Origin of the sequence: Allobosea sp. (genome assembly GCF_017308015.1) — a bacterium.
Lineage (GTDB): Bacteria > Pseudomonadota > Alphaproteobacteria > Rhizobiales > Beijerinckiaceae > Allobosea.
The window spans coordinates 1-24,352 of record NZ_JAFKFW010000015.1 but is presented as its reverse complement, the minus strand read 5'-3'; the positions used below and the strand labels follow the sequence as shown (position 1 = coordinate 24,352).

26 protein-coding genes are annotated in these 24,352 nt (G+C 67.8%); 9 read left to right on the top strand and 17 right to left on the bottom strand.

The features are described 5' to 3' along the window. Positions 1-10 precede the first annotated feature (10 nt). Genes J0I42_RS13860 through J0I42_RS13820 form a run of 9 tightly spaced genes read right to left on the bottom strand, consistent with a single transcriptional unit; the run spans position 11 to position 8,924 of the window. A complete protein-coding gene (locus J0I42_RS13860; RefSeq protein ID WP_291655561.1) occupies positions 11-955 on the bottom strand; it encodes a 2-hydroxyacid dehydrogenase in 945 nt (314 codons plus the stop codon). Then, positions 952-2,277: a thymidine phosphorylase gene (gene deoA, locus J0I42_RS13855; RefSeq protein WP_291655560.1), complete on the bottom strand. Its 1,326-nt coding sequence runs from the start codon at positions 2,275-2,277 to the stop codon at positions 952-954. The genes J0I42_RS13860 and deoA overlap by 4 nt, the downstream gene beginning before the upstream one ends. Beyond that, positions 2,277-3,038, bottom strand: a complete 762-nt coding sequence (gene deoC, locus J0I42_RS13850; RefSeq protein WP_291655559.1) for a deoxyribose-phosphate aldolase — start codon at positions 3,036-3,038, stop codon at positions 2,277-2,279. Before deoC ends, deoA begins: the two co-directional genes overlap by 1 nt. Before the next feature lie 3 nt (positions 3,039-3,041). Further along, entirely contained in the window at positions 3,042-3,851 is an 810-nt protein-coding gene (locus J0I42_RS13845) for a purine-nucleoside phosphorylase (RefSeq protein WP_291655558.1), read from the bottom strand. A 36-nt stretch (positions 3,852-3,887) separates the two neighbouring features. Continuing rightward, positions 3,888-4,298: a cytidine deaminase gene (locus J0I42_RS13840; RefSeq protein ID WP_291655557.1), complete on the bottom strand. Its 411-nt coding sequence runs from the start codon at positions 4,296-4,298 to the stop codon at positions 3,888-3,890. A 1-nt stretch (position 4,299) separates the two neighbouring features. Then, the gene (locus tag J0I42_RS13835; protein WP_291655556.1) at positions 4,300-5,274 is read right to left on the bottom strand and encodes an ABC transporter permease; all 975 of its coding nucleotides are present in this window, start codon (positions 5,272-5,274) and stop codon (positions 4,300-4,302) included. Continuing rightward, positions 5,274-6,377, bottom strand: coding sequence for an ABC transporter permease (locus J0I42_RS13830; protein WP_291655554.1), 1,104 nt, complete (start codon positions 6,375-6,377; stop codon positions 5,274-5,276). The genes J0I42_RS13835 and J0I42_RS13830 overlap by 1 nt, the downstream gene beginning before the upstream one ends. Continuing rightward, positions 6,374-7,903 carry an ABC transporter ATP-binding protein gene (locus tag J0I42_RS13825; protein ID WP_291655553.1) on the bottom strand — a complete coding sequence of 510 codons (1,530 nt, stop codon included), beginning with the start codon at positions 7,901-7,903 and terminating at the stop codon, positions 6,374-6,376. The genes J0I42_RS13830 and J0I42_RS13825 overlap by 4 nt, the downstream gene beginning before the upstream one ends. A gap of 16 nt (positions 7,904-7,919) precedes the next feature. Further along, positions 7,920-8,924 (bottom strand): BMP family lipoprotein, encoded by a 1,005-nt coding sequence (locus J0I42_RS13820; RefSeq protein ID WP_291655552.1) that lies wholly within the window; start codon positions 8,922-8,924, stop codon positions 7,920-7,922. 171 nt (positions 8,925-9,095) lie between these two features. On the opposite strand from J0I42_RS13820, the gene J0I42_RS13815 reads away from it, so the two are divergent. Both J0I42_RS13815 and J0I42_RS13810 read left to right on the top strand, forming a co-directional pair. Beyond that, positions 9,096-9,887, top strand: coding sequence for a HesA/MoeB/ThiF family protein (locus J0I42_RS13815; protein ID WP_291655550.1), 792 nt, complete (start codon positions 9,096-9,098; stop codon positions 9,885-9,887). 46 nt (positions 9,888-9,933) lie between these two features. Further along, a complete protein-coding gene (locus tag J0I42_RS13810) occupies positions 9,934-11,649 on the top strand; it encodes a hypothetical protein (protein WP_291655548.1) in 1,716 nt (571 codons plus the stop codon). Between the two features lie 60 nt (positions 11,650-11,709). Here J0I42_RS13810 and gshB read toward each other — a convergent pair whose 3' ends face one another. From gshB to rsmI, 3 genes are all read right to left on the bottom strand, one after another. Next, positions 11,710-12,654 (bottom strand): glutathione synthase, encoded by a 945-nt coding sequence (gene gshB, locus J0I42_RS13805; RefSeq protein ID WP_291655546.1) that lies wholly within the window; start codon positions 12,652-12,654, stop codon positions 11,710-11,712. A gap of 70 nt (positions 12,655-12,724) precedes the next feature. Further along, a complete protein-coding gene (locus tag J0I42_RS13800; RefSeq protein ID WP_291655545.1) occupies positions 12,725-13,120 on the bottom strand; it encodes a YraN family protein in 396 nt (131 codons plus the stop codon). Further along, a complete protein-coding gene (rsmI, locus tag J0I42_RS13795) occupies positions 13,117-14,025 on the bottom strand; it encodes a 16S rRNA (cytidine(1402)-2'-O)-methyltransferase (protein WP_291655674.1) in 909 nt (302 codons plus the stop codon). Before rsmI ends, J0I42_RS13800 begins: the two co-directional genes overlap by 4 nt. 184 nt (positions 14,026-14,209) lie before the next feature. On the opposite strand from rsmI, the gene J0I42_RS13790 reads away from it, so the two are divergent. Further along, positions 14,210-15,418, top strand: coding sequence for a penicillin-binding protein activator (locus J0I42_RS13790; RefSeq protein WP_291655544.1), 1,209 nt, complete (start codon positions 14,210-14,212; stop codon positions 15,416-15,418). Positions 15,419-15,552: 134 nt separating this feature from the next. On the opposite strand, the gene J0I42_RS13785 is transcribed toward J0I42_RS13790, so the two are convergent. The 3 genes from J0I42_RS13785 to J0I42_RS13775 all read right to left on the bottom strand — a co-directional run bounded on the left by J0I42_RS13785 (position 15,553) and on the right by J0I42_RS13775 (position 18,712). Further along, positions 15,553-16,188, bottom strand: a complete 636-nt coding sequence (locus J0I42_RS13785) for a thioredoxin family protein (RefSeq protein WP_291655543.1) — start codon at positions 16,186-16,188, stop codon at positions 15,553-15,555. Positions 16,189-16,217: 29 nt separating this feature from the next. Then, positions 16,218-18,383, bottom strand: coding sequence for a protein-disulfide reductase DsbD family protein (locus J0I42_RS13780; protein ID WP_291655542.1), 2,166 nt, complete (start codon positions 18,381-18,383; stop codon positions 16,218-16,220). A 158-nt stretch (positions 18,384-18,541) separates the two neighbouring features. Further along, on the bottom strand, positions 18,542-18,712 hold the full coding sequence (locus tag J0I42_RS13775) for a hypothetical protein (protein ID WP_291655541.1): 171 nt from the start codon (positions 18,710-18,712) through the stop codon (positions 18,542-18,544). Between the two features lie 152 nt (positions 18,713-18,864). Between J0I42_RS13775 and J0I42_RS13770 the strand changes: the two genes are divergently transcribed. From J0I42_RS13770 to J0I42_RS13745, 6 genes are all read left to right on the top strand, one after another. Continuing rightward, on the top strand, positions 18,865-19,332 hold the full coding sequence (locus J0I42_RS13770; RefSeq protein ID WP_248311537.1) for an Lrp/AsnC family transcriptional regulator: 468 nt from the start codon (positions 18,865-18,867) through the stop codon (positions 19,330-19,332). Between the two features lie 91 nt (positions 19,333-19,423). After that, complete coding sequence (locus J0I42_RS13765) at positions 19,424-20,698, top strand: phosphopantothenoylcysteine decarboxylase domain-containing protein (RefSeq protein WP_291655540.1); 1,275 nt, start codon at positions 19,424-19,426, stop codon at positions 20,696-20,698. Between the two features lie 2 nt (positions 20,699-20,700). Next, positions 20,701-21,174, top strand: coding sequence for a dUTP diphosphatase (gene dut, locus J0I42_RS13760; protein WP_291655539.1), 474 nt, complete (start codon positions 20,701-20,703; stop codon positions 21,172-21,174). Then, the gene (locus J0I42_RS13755) at positions 21,171-21,623 is read left to right on the top strand and encodes an RrF2 family transcriptional regulator (RefSeq protein ID WP_291655538.1); all 453 of its coding nucleotides are present in this window, start codon (positions 21,171-21,173) and stop codon (positions 21,621-21,623) included. The genes dut and J0I42_RS13755 overlap by 4 nt, the downstream gene beginning before the upstream one ends. A gap of 87 nt (positions 21,624-21,710) precedes the next feature. Further along, entirely contained in the window at positions 21,711-22,682 is a 972-nt protein-coding gene (gene cysK / locus J0I42_RS13750) for a cysteine synthase A (protein WP_291655537.1), read from the top strand. Continuing rightward, positions 22,679-23,131 carry a GNAT family N-acetyltransferase gene (locus tag J0I42_RS13745; protein ID WP_291655536.1) on the top strand — a complete coding sequence of 151 codons (453 nt, stop codon included), beginning with the start codon at positions 22,679-22,681 and terminating at the stop codon, positions 23,129-23,131. The genes cysK and J0I42_RS13745 overlap by 4 nt, the downstream gene beginning before the upstream one ends. A gap of 7 nt (positions 23,132-23,138) precedes the next feature. On the opposite strand, the gene J0I42_RS13740 is transcribed toward J0I42_RS13745, so the two are convergent. Together J0I42_RS13740 and J0I42_RS13735 are read right to left on the bottom strand one after the other, a co-directional pair. Then, positions 23,139-24,008, bottom strand: a complete 870-nt coding sequence (locus J0I42_RS13740; protein ID WP_291655535.1) for a VOC family protein — start codon at positions 24,006-24,008, stop codon at positions 23,139-23,141. A 115-nt stretch (positions 24,009-24,123) separates the two neighbouring features. Then, a partial coding sequence (locus J0I42_RS13735; RefSeq protein ID WP_291655534.1) for an FAD-dependent oxidoreductase occupies positions 24,124-24,352 on the bottom strand: 229 nt, incomplete at its 5' end.

Genomic DNA, 24,352 nt, shown 5'->3' with positions numbered 1-24,352 from the left:
CCAGGGCCGATCAATAGCCCCTTGCCGGATCGACCACGTTGAGCAGCGGCTCGCCCGCCTCCAAGCGCCCGATCTGCTGGGCGACCGCGGTGGCGATGGCCTCCGGCTCCGACATCGCTGAATTATGGGGGGTGACCGTCACGCCGGGATGGGTCCAGAGGGCTGAATCCGTCGGCAGCGGTTCGACCTCGAAGACGTCGAGGGTCGCGCCCTTCAGCGTGCCGGCATCGAGCGCGGCGAGGATATCATCCGCAACCTGCAGGCCGCCGCGCCCGGCATTGATCAGGAACGGCCCGCCGAGCCGCCCGTCCTGGGCGAGACCCGAGAGCATCTCGGCATCGATGATGCCACGCGTATCGGGAGTCAGCGGCAACAGGCTGACGAGGATGTCGGTGCGGGCAAGGAAGGCCTTCATGCCGTCCTCGCCGGAGAAGGTCTGCAGACCCTCGATGGTCTTTGGCGAGCGGCTCCAGCCGGCGACGTCGAAGCCGATCATCCCGAGCTTGCGGGCCGCGTCCTGCCCCAGCTCTCCCAGCCCCATGATGCCGACGCGGACCGAGCGCGCGGCCGGCTGGTTGCGGTCGTCGTCCCAGAGCTTCTCGCGCTGCTGGCTATCATAGCGGCGCTGCTGGCGCAGGTAGCTCAGGCAGTGCAGGACAATGTATTCGCTCATCCGCGTCGTCAGGTCGGGATCGACGATGCGCGCAATCGGGGCCGCCGGCAGCTTGTCATCGGCGAAGAGGAAATCGACGCCGGCGCCGAGCGAGAAGATCGCGGCGAGATTGGGCAGGCCGGTCAGGCTGCCGGGCGGGTGCTTCCAGCTCGCGACATAATGGACGGCGCGACGGTCGAAGGGCTCGCCGAGGACGACGATCGGCATATCCGGCAGCAGCGCCTGGAAGCGCGCGCGCCAGTCCTCGACATGCCAACCCGTCATGGCCAGAAGCAGACTCATCCCGTAACCCTCTCCGTCAACCGTTCCGCGACCAGCGGGCCGCGCGCCGCACCCTCTCCGATCCGATAGGCTCTGTGCAAGCGCTCGCTTGCGGCGGCGTAGCCGGCTTCGTCACGGGCATGGACGATGCCGAGCGGCCGGTCCGGTCCGACGGCGTCGCCAATCCCCGCCAGTGCGACGATGCCGACGGCATGGTCGATCGGGTCCTGCGGGCGCACGCGGCCGCCACCGAGCGCGACGACGGCCAGCCCGACGGCGCGCGTGTCGATGGACGCGATCTGCCCGGGCGTTTCGGGATAGACCGGCTTCACGATGGGAGCGGCAGCAAGATGCTTCTGCGGCGCCTCCAGCAGATCCGCCGGACCGCCGAGTGCCACGATCATCCGGGCGAAGCGCTCCGCTGCGGCACCCGAGGCGAAAGCCTGCTCGATCTTGGTGCGAGCGGTGTCGAGATCCGGCGCGAGCTTGCCGAGCAGCAGCATCTCGGCCGCGAGCGCCACCGTGACCTCGTGGAAACGCGGCTCGCGCCGCCGGCCGGTCAGGTGGTCGAGCGCATAGGCGACCTCGAGCGCATTGCCGGCCGCCGAAGCGAGCGGCTCACCCATATCGGTCAGGAGCGCGTTCGTCGGCAGACCGGCGCCATTGGCGACGCCGACCAGCGCCTGCGCCAGGGCCTGCGCCTTGCCATAATCAGGCAGAAACGCGCCGGAACCGAATTTCACATCCATGGCGAGGCCGTGCAGGCCGGCGGCGAGCTTCTTCGACAGGATCGAGGAGACCAGCAAGGGAATCGTCTCGACCGTCGCAGTGACATCGCGGATGGCATAGAGGCGCTTGTCGGCCGGGGCGAGATCGGCGGTCTGGCCGATGATGGCGCAGCCCGTCTCCCGCACCACCTTGCGAAAGAGGTCGATGCCGGGCTGGGTGACGTAGCCCGGCACCGCATCGAGCTTGTCGAGCGTCCCGCCGGTATGACCGAGGCCGCGACCGGAGATCATCGGGACATGGCCACCGCAGGCCGCGACCGCCGCCGCCAAGGGCAGGCTGACAGTATCGCCGACGCCGCCGGTCGAATGCTTGTCGAGAGCAGGGCCCGGCAGATCGTCCCAGCGCAGCACCGTGCCCGAATCGCGCATGGCCAGCGTCAGCGCCACACGCTCGCGCTCGGTCATGCCGTTGAAATAGACCGCCATGGCGAAGGCCGCGGCCTGCCCCTCGCTGACCGTGCCGTCCGGCAAGCCGGCGATGAGCTGGCGGATATCGGCATTGGACAGTTCCGCACCGTCGCGCTTGGCGGCGATGATTTCCTGGGTCAGGCGCATCAATAACTCCCGCGCGGCGCAGGATCGGGCGCGGCGCCTTCAATCGCCGCGACGAGCGCGCCATGGAGACCACTGGCGCCGAAGCGGAAAGTCGTCGGCGAGACCCAGTCGGGGCCCATGATCGCATCGGCGAGTTCGAGATAGCTCCTGGCGTCGGCGAGCGTCCGGATGCCGCCCGACGGCTTCAAGCCGACAGGGCGCCCGGCTCCCGCGATGACGCTCAGCATCACCCGCGCAGCCGGGATGCTGGCCGAGTTCGCGGTCTTGCCGGTCGAGGTCTTGATGAAATCGGCACCGGCCGCGATGGCGAGCTCCGAGGTTGTCCTGACCTTGTCGAGATCGGGATATTCGCCGGTCTGCAGAATAACCTTCAGCCGCCTTTCGCCACAGAGCGACTTGACGTTGCGCACCATGGCCGTAGCAGCCGTCGTCTGGCCGGCGAGCACGGCCCGCCAGGGCAGGACGAGGTCGATCTCGTCGACGCCCGCCGCGAGCGCCTCTTCCGTCTCGCGCATGGCCGGGGCGATCGGCGTGTCGCCGTCGGGAAAGTTCACCACCGTCGCGATGCGGACGGGACCATCGCCGAGCTCGGCCCGCGCCGTCGCGACGAAACGGGACCACAGGCAGACCGCCGCCACCGGCACGGGACCGGAGACGGCACGCCGGCAGAGATCCCGGGTGCCTGCCTCCGTGGCGTCATCGGCGAGATCGGTGAGGTCGAGCAAGGCGAGCGCGCGCCGGGCGAGATCGGCATCGGACATGGCTTACAACTCCGACAGGAAGGTGCGGATCAGGCGCTTGAGCGCGCCCGCCGCGAGGCCCGCGACATCGCGGGTCTCGGCATGATGCGGTGTGCCGCCATGCAGGCCGGCACCCATATTGGTGACGATGGACAGGCCGGCGACTCGCAACCCGTGGCGGCGTGCCAGGATCACCTCCGGCACGGTCGACATGCCGACGAGATCGGCGCCGAGAACCTTGGCCATGCGGATCTCGGCCGGCGTCTCGAAGCTCGGCCCGGTGAACCACATATAGACGCCCTCGCCGAGCGGGATCGCCGCCCTCTGCGCCGCACGCTTGAAGCGGCCGCGCAGATGCGGGTCATAGGCATCGACCATCGGCACGAAGCGCCCGTCGCCCCTGTCGCCGATCAGCGGGTTGGGACCGTTCAGATTGATGTGGTCGGTGATGAGGGCGAGGCTGCCCGGGCGCATCTCCGGCGAAAGCGAGCCCGCCGCATTGGTCAGGATCAGCGGCGGCGAGCCGAAGGCGGTGAGCACGCCAAGCGGCACCCGCATCACCGCGGAATCGCCGCCCTCGTAGTAATGGGCGCGGCCCTCGTAGATCAGCACCTTGCGGCCATGCAGCATGCCGTAGCAGAGCCGGCGGGCATGGCCGGAGACCTCGCCACGCGGGAAGCCGGGCAGCTCGGCATAGGGAATGCGGATCGCGTCCTGGATGTCCTCGGCGACGGCGCCGAGGCCGGTACCGAGCACGATCGCGCAATCGATCGCATCGACACCCCGATCCGTCAGGATGGATGCCACCTCGTCGAAGGCCGGATCGGCCGCCATCCCAAGCTCCCTTCAGACCGCCGAGGCGGCCGCAAATCACCGCGGCAAATTGGCCGGTCCGAAGGAGGCTGGCAACAGCTCTTCCAGGGTGAAGCGGGCGCGAATGCCCTCGGGGCCTGCGATCGCGATAGGGATCTCCGGTGCCGCGAATTCGCGGATGCGCTGGCGGCAGGCACCACAGGGCGTGACCAGCTCGGCGCCCTCGCCAAAGACGAGCACAGCACGAATGGCTCGCCCGCCAGCCCCGATCATCGCGGCGATAGCCCCGGCCTCGGCACAGGAGCCGACGGGATAGGCGGCGTTCTCGACATTGCAGCCGGCATGGACCGCGCCGTCATCGGCGAGCAGAGCGGCGCCGACCTTGAACCGCGAATAGGGCGCATAGGCGCGCGGCTGGATGGCGACGGCGGCAGCGAACAGGGCCTCGAAATCGGGATCGGCCGGCAAATCAGCGTTCCTTCACATAAGGCAGGCCGGAGGCCCTGGGCGGTGTCGCCTTGCCGATGAAGCCGGCGAGCAGGACGACGGTCATCAGATAGGGCAAGGCCTGGATCGCTTCCACCGGCACGAGGCCGATACCGGGCAGCGTCACGCCCTGGAGCCGGATCGCGACCGCATCGAGCAGGCCGAAGAGGAGGCCCGCGCCCAGCGCCGGCCAGGGCCGCCAGTTGGCGAAGATCACGGCGGCCAGCGCAATGAAGCCGCGCCCCGCCGTCATATGCGGCAGGAAGCCGGCGGATTGTGCCACGGCAAGGTAAGTGCCGCCGATGCCGCAGAGCAGGCCGCAGATCCCGACCGCGCCATAACGCAGGCCGGCGACCGAGATGCCGGCCGTGTCGACCGCAGCCGGATTCTCGCCGACGGCACGGATGCGCAGGCCGAAGCGTGTCCGCTTCAGGGTGAAGGCCGTGATGAACACGCAAAGCAGGGCGATATAGGCCGGCGCGGCGTGGCCGGAGACGACCTCGTCATAGATCAGGCCGAGCCCGGGCACATGCTCGCGCGCCCAGCGGGCGAAGGGCAGGGTGATCTCGCCGAAGCGGGCCGGGCCTTCGAGCGAGGGGGTGCGCCCGCCCTGCCCGTACCAGGCATTGCCGAAGATGATCGTGAGCCCCACCGCCAGCATGTTGACGGCGACGCCGGAGACGATCTGGTTGCCGCGCCAGGTGATCGCGGCGAAGCCATGGACCAGCGACAGCGCCAACGCTGCAAGGATGCCGGCGCCAAGTCCGACCCAGGCCGAGCCGGTGACGAAGGCCGCGACCGCCGAGGCGAAGGCGGCGATGAGCATCTTGCCCTCGAGGCCGATATCGACGACGCCCGCCCGCTCCGACCAGAGCCCGGCCATCGCTGCACAGATCAGCGGGATCGAAAGCCGGATGGTCGAATCGAGGATGACGGCGATGAGCTGGAGCAGGTCCATCAGGCCGCTTCCCGCCCGCTATGGAGGACGCTTGCGACAAGCCGGCGGAACAGCCCGTCCAGCGCTCCGGCGAAGAGGACGAGCACGCCGCCAATGACCACGACCATGTCGCGGGTGATCGCCGGCTTGTCGAAGGAGAGTTCGGCTCCGCCCTGATAGAGCACACCGAAGAGCATGGCGGCGAGGCCGACGCCAACCGGGTGGCCGCGTCCCATCAGTGCGACCGCGATGCCGACGAAGCCGTAGCCGGCGGTGAAGTCGAGCACCAGCCGGTGCTGGACGCCGAGCGCCTCGTTGACCGCGAGTCCGCCGGCGAGCGCGCCGGAGATCGCCATCGCGATCATGGTCACAGTGGCGGGCGAGATGCCGGCATAGGCGGCGGCGCGCGGATTGGCGCCGACCGTGCGGATCGCATAGCCCAACCGCGTCCGCCAGATCAGCAGCCAGACGGCGACGAGCGCCATCAGGGCCAGCAGGAAGGCCGTGTTGAGCGGGGTCGACGGCAGGTCGATACCGAAAGGCGCCAGCCATTGATGCATCGGCGTCAGGACGGCCTGTGCCGGGAAATTCGGCGTTTCCGGCTGCATCGAGCCGGGTTTGCCGATGATTTCGCGCAAGAGATAGACGATCAGCGTCGCCGCGACGAAGTTCAGCATGATCGTGGTGATGACGACATGGCTCCCGCGCCTGGCCTGGAGCCAGCCGGGGATGAAGGCGTAAGCCGCGCCGCCCGCCGCCGCCGCCAGGATCGCAAACGGTGCGGCCAAGAAGCCCGGCAAGGCAGAGAAGGCGAGGCAGGCGATCGCCATGGCGATGCCAGCGACGGTCGCCTGCCCCTCGCCGCCGATATTGAACAGGCCGGCATGGAAGGCGACGGCGACCGCAAGCCCCGCGAAGATGAAGTTCGTGGCGTAGTAGAGCGTGAAACCCATCCCCTCGGCGCTGCCGAGCGCGCCGCGCAGAAGCAGGGCCGTCGCCTCCAGCGGGTTCTCGCCGATGCCGACGACGACGAGCCCGGCGACGAACAGGGCCGCGATCACCGAGACCAGCGGCACCAGCGCGACATCGGCCCAGCGCGGGAGGTCGACGGGTACGGCGCTCATGCGGCCTCGTCCGTCACGCCGGCCATCAGCAGGCCGAGATCGCGCTCGTCGGCCTGCTCGGCGACGCGCTCGCCGGTGATCCGGCCGCCGCACATGGCGATGATCCGGTCGGACAACGCCATCACCTCCTCCAACTCGACCGAAACGAGCAGGATCGCGACGCCGGCATCGCGCAGCGCCACCAGCCGGCGATGGATGAACTCGATCGCGCCGATATCGACGCCGCGTGTTGGCTGGCCGACGAGCAGTACCTTGGGGCCGCGCTCGATCTCACGGGCGAGCACGATCTTCTGCTGGTTGCCGCCGGAGAACTTTGCGGTCTTCAGCGCCGGGTCGGGCGGGCGCACGTCATAGGCCGCGAAGGCCTCGCGCGCATGAGCCTCGATGCGGGCCGGCGAGAGCAAGGGACCGGAACCGAAGGCCGGATCATGCTGATAACCGAGGATGGCGTTCTCGGCAGCGGAGAAGGCGGTGACGAGGCCGCTGCGGTGGCGATCCTCGGGAATATGCATCAGGCCGCGATCGCGCAGGCGGGCAGGGTGACGGTCGGCGGCGGCAAGAATCTGCCCGCCCAGCCGGATCACGCCGCGGCTCGGCTGGATCAGGCCTGCCAGCACCTCCAGCAATTCGCTCTGGCCATTGCCGGCGACACCCGCGATGCCGACGATCTCGCCTGCATGAAGCGTGAGATTGACGTCCTTCAGGGTTTCGGTGCCGCGCCCGTCGCGGCAGGAGAGGCCGACCGCCTCCAGCACCGGCGCGCCACGCTCGCGCGGCTCCTTCTCGACCCGCAGCAGCACGCGCCGGCCGACCATCGCTTCGGCCAAAGCCGGCAGCGAGGTTTCGGCCGTGGCGACATGGGCGACCATCTCGCCGCGGCGCATCACCGAGACCCTGTCGGTGACGTCCATGATCTCGCGCAGCTTGTGGGTGATCAGGATCACCGTCTTGCCCTGTGCCTTCAGCGCCCGGAGCAAGGCGAAGAACTGGTCGGCCTCGGCCGGGGTCAGCACCGCCGTCGGCTCGTCGAGGATCAGGATCTCGGCACCGCGATAGAGCGCCTTCAGGATCTCGACGCGCTGCTGCAGGCCCACGGAAAGATCGCCGACGATGGCATCGGGATCGATCGCGAGGCCGTAGTCCTGCGAGAGCCTGGCGAGGGCGGCTCGCGCCTTCCCGACGCCGCTTTTCAGGAAAGCCCCGCCCTCGGCGCCGAGTACGACGTTCTCGACGACGCTCAAGGTCTCCACCAGCATGAAATGCTGATGGACCATGCCGATCCCGGCCGCGATCGCATCGGCCGGGGAGCGGATGCGGCACGGTGCGCCGGCGATCCTGATCTCCCCGGCATCGGCCTCGTAGAAGCCATAGAGGATCGACATCAGCGTCGACTTGCCGGCGCCGTTTTCGCCGACGATGCCGTGGATCGAGCCGGCCGCGACCGAGAGGGACACGTCCCTGTTGGCGGCGACCGGGCCGAAGCGCTTGGAGATCCCGACAAGCTCGATGGCGAGCACGGAACTCAAGGGAGCCGCCCGCGCCTCACATCGTGCATTTCTGGTCGGACATGTAGTCGTGGATCTTGACGGTGCCGGCAATGATATCGGCCTTGGCCTTGTCGGCGGCGGCCTTCATCTGAGGCGTGATCAGGGCCTTGTTGTTATCGTCCAGCGCCCAGTCGATACCCTCTTCCTTCAGGCCGAGCACCGAGACGCCCGCCTTCCAGGAGCCGTCCTGCGCCGCCTTGAAGGAGTTGTAGGCGGCGATGTCGACGCGCTTCAGCATCGAGGTCAGGACCTTGCCGGGATGGAGGGCGTTCTGGTTGGAATCGACGCCGATGCCCAGCTTGCCGGCATCCGCCACCGCCCGGAGCACGCCGATACCGGTGCCGCCCGCCGCATGATAGACCACGTCGGCCCCGCGATCGATCTGCGACTTGGCGAGCTCGCCGCCCTTGACCGGGTCATTCCAGGCGGCCGGGGTCGAGCCGGTCATGTTCTGGAAGATCTCGGCATCGGCCTTGCCGGCCTTGACGCCCTGGACGTAGCCGCAGGCGAATTTGCGGATCAGCGGGATATCCATGCCGCCGACGAAGCCGACCTTGCCGGACTTCGAGGCCATCGCCGCGAGCAGCCCGACGAGATAGGAGCCCTCATGCTCCTTGAAGACGACCGATTGTACGTTCGGCAGTTCGACCACCATGTCGATGATCGTGAATTTCAGGTTCGGGAACTCGGCCGCAACCTTCTGCAGGGCGGTGGCCTGCGAGAAGCCGACCGCGATGATCGGCGAATGGCCGTCCCGGGCGAAGCGGCGCAGGGCCTGCTCGATCTGGGCGTCGTTAGTAGGCTCGAAATCGCGGAAGTCGACATTCGTCTCCTTCCTGAACTTCTCGGCGCCGATGAACACACCCTCGTTGAAGGATTTGTCGAACTTGCCGCCCTTGTCGTAGACGATCGCCGGCTTGATTGGCTGAGGCTGTGCCAGTGCCGCCACGGCCGAAAGCGCCACGCCGGCGAGCGCCGCCGCGAAAGAACCCAAACGCATGGAAGCGATCCCCTGTTGCAGCCGGGCGCCGTTATCCGGCCCTCGATGGCGGCACGATGACATGGCCAAGCGACGCGGCCAAGCTGGCGAAAGGTCATGTTCATCACGACGGCATGGTCGCGCAGGCATGGCGATTGCCCAGAGGCCGCTCCCGGCCTTAGGCTACCGCCCATGATGCTGAACGACGACGAGATCGAGCGCTATGCGCGCCATATCGTCCTGCCCGAGATCGGCGGGCCGGGGCAGCAGCGGCTGAAGAACGCGCGCGTGCTGGTCGTCGGGGCTGGCGGGCTCGGCGCACCGCTGCTTCAGTATCTGGCCGCGGCCGGCGTGGGGAAGATCGGCATCGTCGACGACGATATCGTCTCGCTCTCGAACCTGCAGCGCCAGACCATCTTCACCACCGAGGATATCGGCGCACACAAGGCGGTGGTCGCCGCCCGCTTCGTGCGCAATCTCAACCCGAACGTCGTGGTCGAGGAACATGTCACGCGGCTCGATCCGCATAATGCCCGCGCGCTGATCGCCTTCTACGATATCGCGGCGGAAGGCTCCGACAATTTCGCGACGCGCTATGCCGTGTCCGACGCCTGTTTCCATGAGCGCAAGCCGGTGGTGATGGGCGCGCTCGGGCGCTTCGACGGCTCGCTCACCACGATCCGCGCCCATGAGACCGGGCCGGACGGAAAGCCGAACCCGACCTGGCGCTGCCTCTTTCCGGAAGCACCGCCGCCCGGCGCGATCCCGACCTGCGCGGAAGCCGGCGTGCTCGGCGCCCTGCCGGGCGTGATCGGCTCCCTGATGGCGCTGGAGGTGGTACGCGCCATCACCGGCTTTGGCGAGCCACTGGTCGGCAAGCTCCTCCTGCTCGATTCACTGACGATGCGCTTCGAAACACTGCGCTATGGCTGGGACGAGGCCAACCCGCTCAGCGGCAACATGGCAGCCGAAGGCCGATTTTAACCGGATCCTGCTAGCAAACCCCGTCACAGGGACGGGGAAGAGCGCCATGCAGGCCGGCGGCACGATCGGGACGCGCGTTTCGACACGGGCGGGACAGTTTCCGAACCTGCCGCTCGCTCTGCTCGGCATCGCCCTTCTCGCCTGCGCGCTCGTGTTGACGCAGCCCCTGACGCTGCCGCTCGGGCCGATGTACTGGGACCTCGTCCTGTATCTCGACGCCGCCAACCGGATCGGCGACGGGCAGGTGCCGCTGGTCGATTTCATCGCGCCGGTCGGTCCGCTCGGCTACTGGCTCTTCGCCGGTTTCGACGCGCTGTTTCCGCGCGCGCAGCCGCTGCTTACGGCGCAATGGTGCCTGTTCGCGGTGACGGCCCCGGCGATGGCGCTCGTCCTGCACCAGGTCGGCAAGCTGTCGCGCGCCAAGGCAACGGCGCTGCTCCTGCCCTATCTCGCCTTCCAGATCCTGCCGATCAATGTCGAGCATTACTCCTTCTTCCCCGGCACGGACGGCTTCGGCATCTACAACCGCCATGTCAGCATCGTGCTCTATGTGCTGGTCTCGGGCCTCGTCTTCCTGCGTGGCCTCGCACTCTGGGCGATCATCGGCTGGACGCTCACGGCGCTGTTCCTGATCAAGATCACCGGCTTCCTCGCCGGCGGCCTCGTCACGATCTTCGCCTTGGCAGCCGGGCGGATCGGCTGGCGCCAGTGTCTCCTCGTCGCCGCCGCGGCCGGTCTCGGGATGCTAGGGCTCGAATTCGCGACCGGGCTTGTCAGCGCCTATCTCGACAGCATTCTCGCGCTTGTCGCGATCAATGCCGGCGGCATCCTGCCGCGCTTCGTCCAGGCCACCTCGCTGCATCTCGACATCGTCGGCGCCGGAGCGGCGCTCGGGCTCGCCCTGCTCTGGCTGGATCGCCGCGACATCGCGGAGGCTGCTCTTGCGCTGCGCCGCCACCTGTCTGCGGCCGGCTTCGTCCGCCTGCTCGACCGCGATGTCGCCTGGCTCGCGGTCGTCCTCGCAGCGGGGCTGTTCTTCGAGACCCAGAACACCGGCGGGCAGGCCTTCATCTTCATCTGGCCGGTCCTGCTGGTCATCCTGTCGCGCTGGCTCGGCAGCGGCCGGCGCGGCGCGCTCCTGGTCTGCGGCCTGGTCGCGGCCACCGCGATCCCGCCGGCCGAGACCGTGCTCCAGCGCGCCGCGCGGGCGCTGATGGCGCAGGCGGGCTATACCGCGCTGCCGAACCAGCATCTCGGCCGTCTCGGCCAGGTCTCGCAGCATGCCAATGTCGTCAGCCGCGCCAGCGCGATGCTCGACCTTTACGCCTTCCATTCGGCGACATTCCGGGATTTCGCTGCCCGCGAGATGCTGCCGTCACCGCAGCTCTATTCCGAACTCGACTTCCAGGCTTCGTGGCTGATGGCGGTCGACGAGGGCGTCTCGGCGATCCTGGCACACGAGCAGGCGAGCGGGCGCCGTTTCGAGACGATCATGAGCCTCAATTTCGTCAACCCGTTTCCGTTCGTGATGGACCGGAGCGCGCCACGCGGCATCGCCATCGGCGCCGACCCGTTCCGGGCCGTGCCGAAGCCGGACGATACGGAGATCACGCTCGCCCGCGAGGCGGACCTCGTGCTCTACCCGCTCTGCCCGGTCACGGTCGCAAACGAGGCCCTGCGCCGAATCTACGCACCGGTCCTGACGGGCCGGCGGGAGATCGCGCTCGGGCGCTGCTGGAAAGGCTATGTGAAGCCGGCTTAGGGTCTTTGTCTTATCGCATTTTCTTCACGCGAACCGGTCCCCACTTCGCTTGAAAATGCTCTAGCGGCCGCGCTTCGCCTCGATCACGTCGAAGAGCTGCGCCGCGAGATCCGGCCCGCCGAGCTTCTTGATCGCGCGCACGCCGGTCGGCGCGGTGACGTTGATCTCGGTGAGCTTGCCGTGGATCACGTCGATGCCGACCAGCAGCAGGCCGCGCTCGCGCAAGGTCGGGCCGATCGCCTCGCAGATCGCGAGCTCCTGCTTCGACAGGTCGGTCGGTCGCGCCGCGCCGCCGCGCACCATGTTGGCGCGGAGGTCGCCGACCGCCGGAACGCGGTTGACGGCGCCCGCCGCCTTGCCGTCGATCAGGATGATGCGCTTGTCGCCCTCACTGACCTCCTTGATGAAGCCCTGAACGACCCAGGGCTCGCGGAAGAGGTTGCTGAACAGATCGAAAAGCGAGCCGAAATTCGGGTCGGTCCTGCTGGTCTTGAACACGGTCGCGCCGCCATGGCCATAGAGCGGCTTCATGACGATCTCGCCATGCTCGTCGCGGAAGGCCTCAACTTCCGCCCTGTCGCGGGTGATCAGCGTGGGCGGCATCAGTTCGGGGAAATGGGTGACGAGGATTTTTTCGGGCGCGTTGCGCACCGAAGTGGGGTCGTTGACCACCAGCGTCTTCGGGTGGATGCGCTCGAGCATATGCGTCGTGGTGACATAGGCCATGTCGAAGGGCGGGTCCTGCCGCAGCAGCACCACGTCCAGCGTGGACAGATCGATCTTCTCCTCGGCGCCGGCGGTGAAATAATCGCCTTCGACATCCCGTACTTTCACCGGGCGCATCGGCGCCGTGACCTTGCCGTCGCGCATCGAGAGCTTGTCCGGCGTGTAGGTGTAGAGCGTGTGGCCGCGCGCCTGCGCTTCCAGCATCAGCGCGAAGCCGGTATCCCCGGCGATCCGGATGCGCTCGATCGGGTCCATCTGGATGGCGACGTTGAGGCTCATGACAGGCTTCCTGTTGCAGGCCGTTCTTATCGGGCCGCGGGCGGGGTTCTCGCAAGTGGGGCGCCCTGCATCACAGGACAAGCGCGAAGGCGGCGGGCACATGGCGCGGCCGGCACCACGGCGCCAGGAACACAGCGTCAGCTCGCAGATGATAGCCGGCAGCCCAGGGATTGCGCGAAAGCCAGTGCCGCACCCGCCGCTCGACCAGCCGCTGCTTTTCCGCGGTGATCGCGATCATGGCATCGTCGAGGTCCCTACGCGCCTTGACCTCGACGAAGGCGATGGTGCGGCCGCGCTTCATCACGAGGTCGATCTCGCCACCCTTGCCGCCGAAGCGGCGTTCCAGCAAACGATAGCCCTTTGCGGTCAGCCAGAGGATGGCAAGCCATTCGGCACGGTGGCCGGTGAGACCGGAGCGACGCGCTTTATGGCTGCGCCCGCCCGGATCGGCGCCTGCCTTGGTCACGGATCGTCGCGAGTGAGTTCGAGCGCGCGGGCATAGACCTTGCGGCGCGGCTGACCGGTTTCGGCCGCTACCTGCGCTACGGCCTCCTTCAGCGACACCTTAGCCATCGCCGCGCGCAAACGCGCGTCGATCGCCTCGTCGCTGGTGACGAGATCGGCGGCGCCGGGCGGACCGATGATCACGACGATCTCGCCGCGCGCCTCCTCCTCGCTCTCGTAATGGGCGGCCAGTTCGGGGAGCGTGCCGCGCCTGACCGTCTCGTAGAACTTGGTGAGTTCGCGCGCGACGGCGCCGGGCCGCGCGCCGAGCACGGCGGCTGCATCACTCAGCATCTCGGCGAGGCGGCGGGGCGATTCGAAGAAGACCAGCGTGCCGGGAATGGCCGCGAGCTCGGTCAGGCGGGTGCGGCGCCCGCCCGATTTCGGCGGCAGGAAGCCTTCGAAGAAGAAGCGGTCGGTCGGCAGGCCGGCCAGCACCAGAGCAGCCAGCACCGCGGAAGGACCGGGGATGCCGGTCACGGGCAGGCCCTCCGCCACCAATTCGGCGACGAGTTTGTAGCCGGGATCGGAGACCAGCGGCGTGCCGGCATCCGAGATCAGGGCGAGCTTGCCGCCTTCGCGCAGCCTGGCCAGCACCTTCGGCCGCATCTGCGCGGCATTGTGCTCGTGATAGGGCAGGAGGGGCGTCGAGATGCCGTAATGCGCCAGCAGCGTCTTCGAGGTGCGGGTATCCTCGGCGAGAATCGCGTCGGCGGCAGCAAGCGTCGCCAGCGCCCGGAACGAGATGTCGCGGAGATTGCCGATCGGCGTCGCGACGATATGGAGGCCCGGTGCCAATGGCTCGGCCTCGGCCCTCAGGCCAAAGGCGGTATAGCTGGGAGAACGGGCGGCGGTATCGGTCGACATCGTGCCACGCTGCCACAGCGGCTGATCCCGCGCCATGGCAAGGCGCATCTGCTCCCGTGCAACCTATAGTTAACAACTTGAAAATAGGCTTTCGGACTGGCACGAGAGGTCCGGGGGTAGAACAGTTCCGCAGGACCATCGCCGGGCAGCGTTTCGCCGGCCCGGTCACGACTGGAGATCGCCCGTGTTCCATCATCGGCATGTCGCACCGATTCTGCGGTTCAAGGCACGCGCCTTTGCCGTCATGCTGCCGCTTGCGCTAGCCGCCTGCGGCGGAGGCACCTCAGGCCTGCCGGGCTTCGATTCGGGCGCGCCGGCCGCCGGGGGCTCTACGCCGACCGGCCAGACCATCGGCACCGGCAAGGTCAAGGTCGGTCTCATACTGCCGCTCACGGCCGAAGGCCAGGGCGCGGTTGTCGGCAATTCCCTGAAGAACGCTGCAGAGATGGCGCTGGCCGAGTTCCCCAACGCCGACCTGACCCTGCTCCTCAAGGACGATCGCGGTACACCCGACGGGGCCCGCGCCGCGGCGCAGGAGGCCCTTTCGGAAGGCGCCGAACTGATCGTAGGCCCGCTCTTCGCGCCCTCCGTCCAGGCCGCCGGGCAGGTCGCACGCGGCGCCAACCGGCCTATCATCGCCTTCTCCAGCGATTCCAACGTCGCCTCGCGCGGCGTCTACCTGCTCTCCTTCCCACCCGAGAACGACGTCAATCGCGTGATCGGCTATGCTGCCCAGCAGGGTCGCAAGTCCTTCGCCGCGCTGGTGCCTGACACCGCTTACGGCAAGGTCGTCGAGGCCGCGTTCCAGCAGGCCGCCGCCAATCGCGGCGTGCGCGTCGCCGCGATCGAGCGCTTCAGCTCCGATCCGGCCGCGATGAAGGCCGCGATCCAGCGCCTGATGCCGTCGCTCGCCCAGGCCGATGCGCTGTTCGTGCCGGCCGCCGCCGACACGATGCCAACGCTCGGCCAGCTTCTGCAGGAGGCCGGCTACAATCCGGCCAAGGTCAAGCCGCTCGGCACCGGCGTCTGGAACGACGCCGGCATCGCGCGCGTGGCGGCGATCCAGGGCGGCTGGTTCGCCTCGCCCGATACCGCCGGCTTCAACGCCTTCGCCGGGCGCTATCAGCAGCGCTTCAACAGCGCACCGACCCGCACAGCGACGCTGGCCTATGACGCGGTTTCGCTCGCGGCGGCGCTGGCGCGCACGCAAGGGTCGCAGCGATTCTCGGAAGCGGTGCTGACCAACGGCTCGGGCTTTGCCGGGGCGGACGGCGTCTTCCGCTTCCGCCCGGACGGGCAGGTCGAGCGCGGCCTCGCCGTGCTGGAACTGCGCAACGGCCAGATCGTCACGATCAACGCCGCGCCGCGCGATCTCGGCCCGAGGTCGCAGTAGGCGAGCCGACGGAACACCGTCATTCCCGGGCGAAGCGCAGCGCAGACCCGAGAACCTGCGGCAGGAAGAGGCTCGGGAGCCTCTGTTGGCATGAGATGCTCGGGTCAAGCCCCGAGCATGACGGCTGAAGACGATCAACTCTGCGGCGCGTATTTCACGACGCAGCCATAGGCCTTGGTGCTGGCTTCCGAGACCGGCTTGCCGGCCTTGAGCTCGGCGACGGCCTGGCGGACATAGCTCTTCGCACCATCGAGGCTCGATGCAGCCGAGGTCGGCCTGTCGTCGATCGCACCCATATAGACGAGCGTGCCCTTGGGATCGACGATGTACATATGCGGCGTGGTCTGCGCGCCATAGGCCCGTGCCATCTTGCTATTCGGGTCCAGCAGGATGCCGGCCGGCGCGGCATTGCGCTGGACCGTCAACTCCTTCGCCTTGGCAGCGTCGACATGCCCCTGCTCGCCCTGCGGCGAGGAGATCACCGAAAGCCAGACCACGCCTTCCTTCGCCATGTCCTTCTGCAGATTCTGCATGGTCGCGCTGTTGTAGTGCTTCCGGACGTAGGGGCAGTCATGGTTGGTCCATTCGAGGATCACCGTCTTGCCGGCGAATTCGGAGAGGCTGCGCGTCTTGCCCTCGACATCGGTCGCCTGGAAGGCGGGGGCGGGCGCGCCGACCTTGGCCACGCCTTGCGCGAAGGCGGCAGCCGGGAAGGCGAGGGCCGCGAGGGTGAGGCCGGCGATGAAAGTCTGTCTGGTCAGGCTTTGCATGTCTGTCTCCCTTGGTCGAAGTCGAAAACCTACGGCAGCGCCGCCGTCTTCGCATTGCGGCCAGCCGCGCGCTCGGCCGCTTCTATCAATGTATCCACGGTCAGAAGCTGCGGCAGGATTTCGGCCTGCGCCTCCTTGCGGGCGGGATAGAACAGATAGAGCGGCACGCCGGCGCGGCCCTGCTCGGCCAGAGCCCTGGCGATGCGGCCGTCACGATTGGTCCAGTCCGCCTTCAGATAAACGACGCCGAGCTTGGCGAAGGCATCCTTCACCTCCTGCCGCGAGAGCGCGACGCGCTCGTTGGCGATGCAGGTGATGCACCAGGCCGCAGTGAAATTGACGAAGACCGGCTTGCCCTGCGCCTGCAAGGCTGCGACCCGCTCGGGCGACCAGGCCTCGATATCGCCGGCCCGTGCCTCGGTGGCCGCGCCGGGAACCGCATTCTGCAGCGTGAACCACCCGGCACCGAGCACGACCAGCGCCGCGAGCACCGAACCAAAGGCACGGCGTGCGAGCGACCCGCGCGTCACGCCGACGAGCCAGACGGCGAAACCGGCCGCGAGCACCGCGACCAGCGCCGCGAGCACGCCCTGCGGGCCGCTCTGCACCGCGGCGACCCAGATCAGCCAGATCGCGGTCGCGAACATCGGGAAGGCGAAGGCCTGTTTCAGCACCAGCATCCAGCGGCCGGGCTTCGGCAGCAGGCGCAGGAGGCCGGGCGCGAAGGAGAGCGCGACCACCGGCAAGGCGAAGCCCAGCGCCAGAGCCATGAAGACGGACAGGGCGACGGCCGGCGGTTGCGTGACCGCATACCCCATCGCCGCGCCCATGAAGGGCGCGGTGCAGGGCGTGGCGACGACGACCGCGAGCACGCCGGTCATGAAGGCGCCGGAACGCCCGCCCCGGCTGGCGAGGCCATCGCCGAGGCCGGTCACGGAGATGCCGATCTCGAAGGCACCGAGCAGGTTGAGGCCGATCAGGACCATCACCACAGCAAGCGCGATGACGAGCGGCGGGGACTGGAGCTGAAAACCCCAGCCGACGCTGCTGCCCAAGCTGCCCAGCGCGATCACCGCGCCGGCCAGCACCATGAAAGTCACGAGCACGCCGCCAAGGAAGAGCAGGCCTTGCTCGCGGACCTCGGAGCGGCTGCGATGCGCGAGCTGCGCAAAGCCGAGCGCCTTGATGAACAGCACCGGCAGGACGCAAGGCATCAGGTTGAGAATCAGGCCGCCAGCAAAGGCGAAGGCGAGCGCCGCCCAGAGCGTGAGATCCGCGCCCTCGGCGGGCATCGGAATTCGCACCACGGCCGGGCTGGCTTCAGGCGCGGCCGTCCCGTCAGCCGCCATCAGGGCGGGATCGGCATCGGCAAGCAGCGTGACGGCTCTCGGCGCACCCGCCTCGGTGAAGGTCAGGACACCGGAGATCTCGGGCTTCGCCAGCTTGAAGGCACTGGAACGGGTCAGTGTCAGAGCAGGCTTGCCGTCGGCTGCGAAGGGCTGATCGGCCGCATGCTCGATCAGCATGTCTGAAACCGGGAAGAAGTGCGGATCGGCGGCGCCGGCCGGCAGGCCGGGCAGATCGAGAACGAGCTTGCCGGCCTCGCCGCGAAGCTTGCCGCGGAAGGAAGCCGGCTTGGGCAACGCCGCAACGGAAGCGTCGATCCGCGTCTCGGCGGCCGGATCGACTGCGCTCGCGGCTTGGATCGGCAGCTCGAGCGAGAAGGAGCCCTCCTCGGGAATGCAGATTTTCTCGCAAACCAGCCAGGTCGCTTCCGCCTTCAGCGCAAAGCTCTCGCCGTGCCTGGCATCGGCCGGAACGGTGATCTCGATCGGCAGCAGCACCGTGCCCTCGAAGCCGAAATTGACCAGGGGCTCGACGCGGATCGCCTTGGGCGCCGGCCACTGAATCTCGCCTGCGGTCGCGCCGGCCGGCAGATTCCAGTTGATCTGGGTCGGCTCGCCGGAATCGCCGGGGTTGAGCCAATAGGTATGCCAGTGCGGAGCGAGCTTCTGAACGAGCGCGACCTTGAAGCGCTCGCCCGGCGCGACCGCATCGCGGCTCGACAGCAGGGTCGCAGTCACGCGCGGCGAAGTGACGGGCGCGGATTCGGCGGCAAGCGCGAAACCGGGCACGACCAGCCCGAACGCCAGCATCGCCCCCCGCAGGGACCGCTTGCCTAGATATCGCCGCATGATGCCGTCGCCATTCCTGATCATCCGGACCCCATGCCTCAATCCGTCCTCGCCCGCCAATGACAAGGCAGTGAGGCGGGAGGTCACGGGCATTCTGGGCAATCCCTGACCGGGAGGCAGCGTGCCATGATGTCGCCGCTGATGAAACAGGCGACCGTTCAGTCAGATCGCTGTGCCGCCCGGACGGTATCGGTGCCGGAGCCCGCGCGAACCGCACGCACGATCCCGGCCTCCGCGACGACGCTCCGCGCATGGGCCGCGCCGGCGACGAGCATGGCCACCGCGAGGATCAGCCCGGCGATGAGGAACCGACGGCGCCCATCGTTCAAATCCCTTTCGCGAGCAGGCTCGAACACAACCTCATTGACATTCCATAAAAGGTTTTTCTATTTGATAGCCAAGAATTGTCGCAAAAAAGATGATTTATCTCTTTTCTGCAAAGTAGGCCGACAACATTTTTCCCGACAGCGAGCTTGAGAGAATGGACGCCATCGACCGCAAGATTCTGACCGTGCTTCAGGCGGACGCGAACATCTCGATCGCGGAACTGGCCGACCGAGTCGGGCTCTCGCAGACTCCGTGCTGGAAGCGTATCCAGAAGCTCGAACAGGCCGGAGTGATCTTGAAGAGGGTCGCCCTGGTCGCGCCCGAAAAGATCGGGCTCGGCCTCACCGTCTTCGTCCAGATCGAGACCGCGGACCATTCCGGCCCGTGGCTGGAAAAATTCGCGCAGATGGTCGCCGCCATGCCGGAGGTGATGGAATTCTACAGGATGGCCGGCGACGTCGACTACATGCTGCGGGTCGTCGTCGCCGACATGGCCGCCTATGACGGCTTCTACAAGAAGCTGATCGAGACCATCCCACTCAAGAACGTGACCTCGCGCTTTGCGATGGAGCGGATCAAGGCAACGACGGCCTACAAGGTGCCGGATCTGCCCCGCACCTGAGGAAGACAGCGAATCGCGCCGCGCATGACAGCGCGGCGCGGCGGATGCTAGGTAACGGTCAGTCCGCCATCGCGCTGCCCGAGGAGCCGTCTTGTCCGCTTCCCGCTCCGTTCTCCTGATCATCGGCGGCGGCATCGCCGCCTACAAGATGCTGGAGGTGATCCGGCGATTGAAGGATCGCGGCATCGCCTCGCGCTGCATCGTCACCAAGGCGGGCGAGCAGTTCGTGACGCCGCTCACCGTCTCATCGCTGGCTGGCGAGCGCTGCTTCACCGACCTTTTCTCGCTGACAGACGAAGCCGATATCGGCCATATCCAGCTCTCGCGCTCGACCGATCTCGTCGTCGTCGCGCCTGCGACCGCCGACCTGATCGCCAAGATGGCTAACGGGCACGCCGACGATCTCGCCTCGACCGCCCTGCTCGCCACCGACAAGCGCGTGCTGATCGCGCCCGCGATGAATCCGCGCATGTGGCAGCATCCGGCGACACGCCGGAACATGGCGCAGCTCGAAAAGGACGGCATTCTGGTCGTCGGCCCCAATGTCGGTGCGATGGCCGAGCGCGGCGAGAGCGGGCCGGGCCGCATGGCCGAGCCGCCGGAAATCCTCGCCGCGATCGAGCTGGCGCTGGCCGGCGAGAAGCCCAATGCCCAGCGCGCCATCGGCTTCCTCGGCCGATTGCCGGGCGGCGAACACGCGACCGGTGCACTTGCCGGCCAGCATGTGCTGATCACCTCCGGCCCGACGCATGAGCCGATCGACCCCGTGCGCTACATCGCCAACCGCTCCTCCGGGAAGCAGGGTCACGCCATTGCCGCGGCTGCGGCGGCTGCCGGTGCGCGGGTGACCTTGGTCAGCGGGCCCGTGAATCTGCCCGACCCGGCCGGCGTCGAGACCATCCATGTCGAATCGGCGCGCGAGATGCTGGCCGCCGTCGAGACCGCGCTCCCGGCCGATATCGCGATCTTCGCCGCCGCCGTGGCCGACTGGCGCGTCGCCGACGCGGCCTCTGACAAGCTGAAGAAGGACGGCAACGCATTGCCGCCGCTCTCGCTGGTCGAGAATCCCGACATCCTCGCCACCGTCGCGCATCGCCAGAACGGGCGTCCCCCATTGGTCATCGGCTTCGCTGCCGAGACGCAGAACGTGATCGATTATGCCCGCGTCAAGCTCGCCAGAAAGGGCTGCGACCTGATCGTTGCGAACGATGTCGGTGGCACCGGCGTGATGGGCGGCGACGCCAATACCGTGCATCTCGTCACAGCGACGGGCGTCGAGACCTGGCCGACCCTGCCGAAGAGCGAGGTCGCCGCACGCCTGATCACCCATATCGCCGGGCTGAAACCGGCCCGGCAGGCGGATTGACGATGGTCTCTGTCCTGCTGCAGCGCCTCTCGCATGGCGCCGACCTGCCCTTGCCGGCCTATGAGACGGAAGGCGCGGCCGGGCTCGACCTGCGCGCCGCTATTGCCACGCCTGTCACACTCGCCCCGGGCGCACGCGCGCTCGTTCCGACCGGGCTCGCGATGCAATTGCCGGCAGGGTTCGAAGGGCAGGTACGGCCACGCTCCGGGTTGGCGCTGCGCCACGGCATCACCGTCCTCAACGCACCCGGCACGGTCGACAGCGATTATCGCGGCGAGGTTTCGGTCGTGCTGATCAACCATGGCAGCGAGGATTTCACGGTCACGCGCGGCGATCGCATCGCTCAGCTCGTCATCGCGCCGGTCAGCCATGCCCGGCTTTCGGAGGTCGACATGCTGAGCGAAACCGCGCGCGGCGCCGGCGGTTACGGCTCGACCGGCGTCAGCGGCGGGACACGCATGGGAAGCGGATCATGATCCTGCTCTCGCGTCGCAGCCTGCTCGCCATCGCCGCCGTGGTCGATATCGCATTGCATGCAAGGCCGCAGCCGGTCGCTGCGAAGCTGCTCGCGGCCCGGCACGCCCTGCCGCCGCGCCATCTCGAAACCCTGCTGCAGACGCTGGTGCGCGTCGGCATCCTCAAGGGCGTGCGCGGCCCGCGCGGCGGCTACGAACTTGCCCGCGAACGGCGCAAGATCACGGCCGGCGACATTGCGCGTGCCGCGATGCAGGAGGCCATCGAGGAGGGGCTCGGCCCGGAGCCGCAGTCGCGGCTTGTCGACGAGGTCATCGGGCCGGAGGTCGAACAGGCCTCCGCCGCCTTCCTGGCCGGACTCGACATGGTGACCGTCGAGGAGTTGTGCCGGCGCGCGCAAGCGCAAGCCGTCTTCGGCGAACCCGGTACGAAATCAGATTTCACAATCTAATTGTGTGATTTATTTCTTTATTCGACAATTTTTGTGAATTGATCTAACCTCAGGGCCGAATATTCTCTCGTCCAGAGGAGTCATGTCATGGCCGAAGCACAGAAATCGACGAAGGCACCCGGACGCGGACGCGTCTACAACTCGATCACCGACACGATCGGCGATACGCCGCTGGTCAAGCTCAACCGCTTGCCGGCCGAGCGCGGGGTCAAGGCGACGATCCTGGCCAAGCTCGAGTTCTTCAATCCGATCTCGAGCGTGAAGGACCGCATCGGCGTCAACATGATCGACGCGCTGGAGGCTTCCGGCGCGCTCAAGCCCGGCGGCACGCTGATCGAGCCGACCTCGGGCAATACCGGTATCGCGCTCGCTTTCGTCGCCGCGGCGCGCGGCTATCGCCTGATCCTGGTGATGCCGGAGACGATGTCGCTGGAGCGGCGCAAGATGCTGCTCCTGCTCGGCGCCGAACTGGTGCTGACGCCCGGCCCCGGCGGCATGCGCGGTGCCATCGCGAAGGCCGAGGAGCTCAAGAACGAGATTCCGGGCGCGATCATCCCGCAGCAGTTCGAGAACCCGCATAACCCCGAAATCCATCGCAAGACGACCGCCGAGGAGATCTGGAACGATACCGATGGCGGGGTCGACATCATCGTCTCCGGCGTCGGCACCGGCGGCACGATCACCGGTGTCGGACAGGTGCTGAAGCCGCGCAAACCCGGCCTGAAGATGGTCGCGGTCGAGCCCGAGGATTCCCCCGTGCTGTCGGGCGGCCAGGCCGGCCCGCACAAGATCCAGGGCCTCGGCGCCGGTTTCGTGCCGGGCATCCTCGACCGCGGCGTCATCGACGAGGTCGTCACCGTCGGTAACCAGACGGCCTTCGAGACGGCGCGCGCGCTCGCCAAAAGCGAAGGCATCCCCGCCGGCATCTCGTCGGGTGCTGCGGTCGCGGCGGCACTCGAAATCGGCGCGCGGCCCGAGAATGCCGGCAAGACCATCGTGGTGATCATCCCCTCCTTTGCCGAGCGCTATATCTCCAGCGCCCTGTTCGAGGGTCTGTGACCGCAACGGCCATCCAGATCGTCCGGCTGGCGGAGAGCCTGCCGGACGATTTCGAGGCGCTGCGGCATGAGGCGAGCGCCGAAAGCTATCGTTTCGTCGAGGGGCTGCGCGAGGAATGGCTCGCCGGCCATTACGGCGGCGGGGACGAGCGTTTCGTCACCTTCGCCGCCTTCCATGAAAGCGAACTTGCCGGGATCGGGGCGCTGACGCCCGATCCCTACGATCCCGCGCCCGATCTCCTGCGCGTCCGGCATGTCTATGTCCGGCCGCTGCACCGCAGCGCCGGCGTCGGCCGCATGCTGGCCGCTGCCCTGATCCAGCAGGGGCTGGACCTGGCGCCCAAGCTGGCATTGCGCGCCGGCGATGCGCGCGCGAGCGCCTTCTGGGAAGCGAACGGCTTTCAACCCGACACGAGCGGGACGCGCCGCTCGCATCTGCTGACGCGCTGAGCGCGTCTCAGCGCACCAGAACCAGCCGGTTATTCCAGGGGTCGGTCACCGTCGGCTCGCCATCGGCCTCGTTGCCGCCGGCCGCCAGGATGCGCTGGCGCATCGCCGCGAAATCGACCTCGTCCCGCGCGATCAGCTCGAAACGGTCGAGCCCCGCCTCGCCCGGCTGGCGCAGCCCGGCCCCGCGGCTCCCCCAGATATTGCCGGCGATGTGGTGGTGATAGCCGCCGCTGGCGAGGAAGCTCGCGCCGGGATAGTGCACCATCAGGTCGAAGCCGAGCAGATCGCGATAGAAGGCTTCCGCAGCCTGCGTATCACCGACGCGCAGATGGATGTGGCCCATTCCCGTGCTCTCCGGCATGCCGGCATAGGCAGTCTCGTCGGCCTCGCTCAGCAGCTTGTCGAGATCGAGCCGCTCGGTCGCCATGGCGATGCCGCCATCGGGCTTGCGCGGCCATTCGGCACGCGCGCGGTCGCGATAGATCTCGATGCCGTTGCCTTCGGGGTCGGAGAGATAGAGCGCCTCGCTGACGAGATGGTCGGAGGCGCCTTCGAGCGAGATGCGCTTGACGGCGGCATGCCTCAGCCAGTTGGCGAGATCGCGCCTGGACGGCAGCAGGATGGCGAGATGAAACAGGCCGGCGGCAGAGGTCGGCCGGACCGCGCCCGCCACCAGTCGGACCAGTACCTGCGCGCCGACGCCGAGCTCGGCACTCTCCGCATCCTGCCGGATCAGGCGCAGGCCGATCGCATCGCGGTAATAGGCTGTCAGTGCCGGGAGATCGTGAACCCGGAGCGTCACTGCGCCGATGAAGACGGGCGCCTTGTGGGCTTCGAGAGTGGCGGCGGAGGCCGTCCGTTCGGCAGTTACGACCATGGCAAATCCTTTCGCGGCGGCCATGCCGGCCGCGACCCTAAAATGGTGCTTCCACCCAATCTTGTCGCCCACCCGGCCGGCAAGACTGCGATTGCATGGTTGCAATGACGGGCGCTCAGCCAGGGCGCGGGCGGTCGATCGCGAAATGGCGGAACCAGCGCTTTTCTCGCCCGCTCACCAGCGCGCCGATCAGCCGGGACGCCATGAAGCTGAAAGTGATGCCGTTGCCGCCATAGCCATAGGCGGCGAGCAGGCGCGGATGGCCGGGCACCCGCCCGATCAAGGGCAAGCCATCCTCGGTCTGCCCGAAGGCGCCGGACCAGGCATGGTCGAGATCGAGACTC

Coding starts and splice junctions, on each gene's coding strand:
- J0I42_RS13860 (WP_291655561.1), bottom strand. CDS start 955: ATGAGTCTGCTTCTGGCCATGACGGGTTGGCATGTCGAGGACTGGCGC.
- deoA (WP_291655560.1), bottom strand. CDS start 2,277: ATGCGCCTGACCCAGGAAATCATCGCCGCCAAGCGCGACGGTGCGGAA.
- deoC (WP_291655559.1), bottom strand. CDS start 3,038: ATGTCCGATGCCGATCTCGCCCGGCGCGCGCTCGCCTTGCTCGACCTC.
- J0I42_RS13845 (WP_291655558.1), bottom strand. CDS start 3,851: ATGGCGGCCGATCCGGCCTTCGACGAGGTGGCATCCATCCTGACGGAT.
- J0I42_RS13835 (WP_291655556.1), bottom strand. CDS start 5,274: ATGGACCTGCTCCAGCTCATCGCCGTCATCCTCGATTCGACCATCCGG.
- J0I42_RS13830 (WP_291655554.1), bottom strand. CDS start 6,377: ATGAGCGCCGTACCCGTCGACCTCCCGCGCTGGGCCGATGTCGCGCTG.
- J0I42_RS13820 (WP_291655552.1), bottom strand. CDS start 8,924: ATGCGTTTGGGTTCTTTCGCGGCGGCGCTCGCCGGCGTGGCGCTTTCG.
- J0I42_RS13815 (WP_291655550.1), top strand. CDS start 9,096: ATGATGCTGAACGACGACGAGATCGAGCGCTATGCGCGCCATATCGTC.
- J0I42_RS13810 (WP_291655548.1), top strand. CDS start 9,934: ATGCAGGCCGGCGGCACGATCGGGACGCGCGTTTCGACACGGGCGGGA.
- gshB (WP_291655546.1), bottom strand. CDS start 12,654: ATGAGCCTCAACGTCGCCATCCAGATGGACCCGATCGAGCGCATCCGG.
- rsmI (WP_291655674.1), bottom strand. CDS start 14,025: ATGTCGACCGATACCGCCGCCCGTTCTCCCAGCTATACCGCCTTTGGC.
- J0I42_RS13785 (WP_291655543.1), bottom strand. CDS start 16,188: ATGCAAAGCCTGACCAGACAGACTTTCATCGCCGGCCTCACCCTCGCG.
- J0I42_RS13780 (WP_291655542.1), bottom strand. CDS start 18,383: ATGCGGCGATATCTAGGCAAGCGGTCCCTGCGGGGGGCGATGCTGGCG.
- J0I42_RS13770 (WP_248311537.1), top strand. CDS start 18,865: ATGGACGCCATCGACCGCAAGATTCTGACCGTGCTTCAGGCGGACGCG.
- dut (WP_291655539.1), top strand. CDS start 20,701: ATGGTCTCTGTCCTGCTGCAGCGCCTCTCGCATGGCGCCGACCTGCCC.
- J0I42_RS13755 (WP_291655538.1), top strand. CDS start 21,171: ATGATCCTGCTCTCGCGTCGCAGCCTGCTCGCCATCGCCGCCGTGGTC.
- cysK (WP_291655537.1), top strand. CDS start 21,711: ATGGCCGAAGCACAGAAATCGACGAAGGCACCCGGACGCGGACGCGTC.
- J0I42_RS13740 (WP_291655535.1), bottom strand. CDS start 24,008: ATGGTCGTAACTGCCGAACGGACGGCCTCCGCCGCCACTCTCGAAGCC.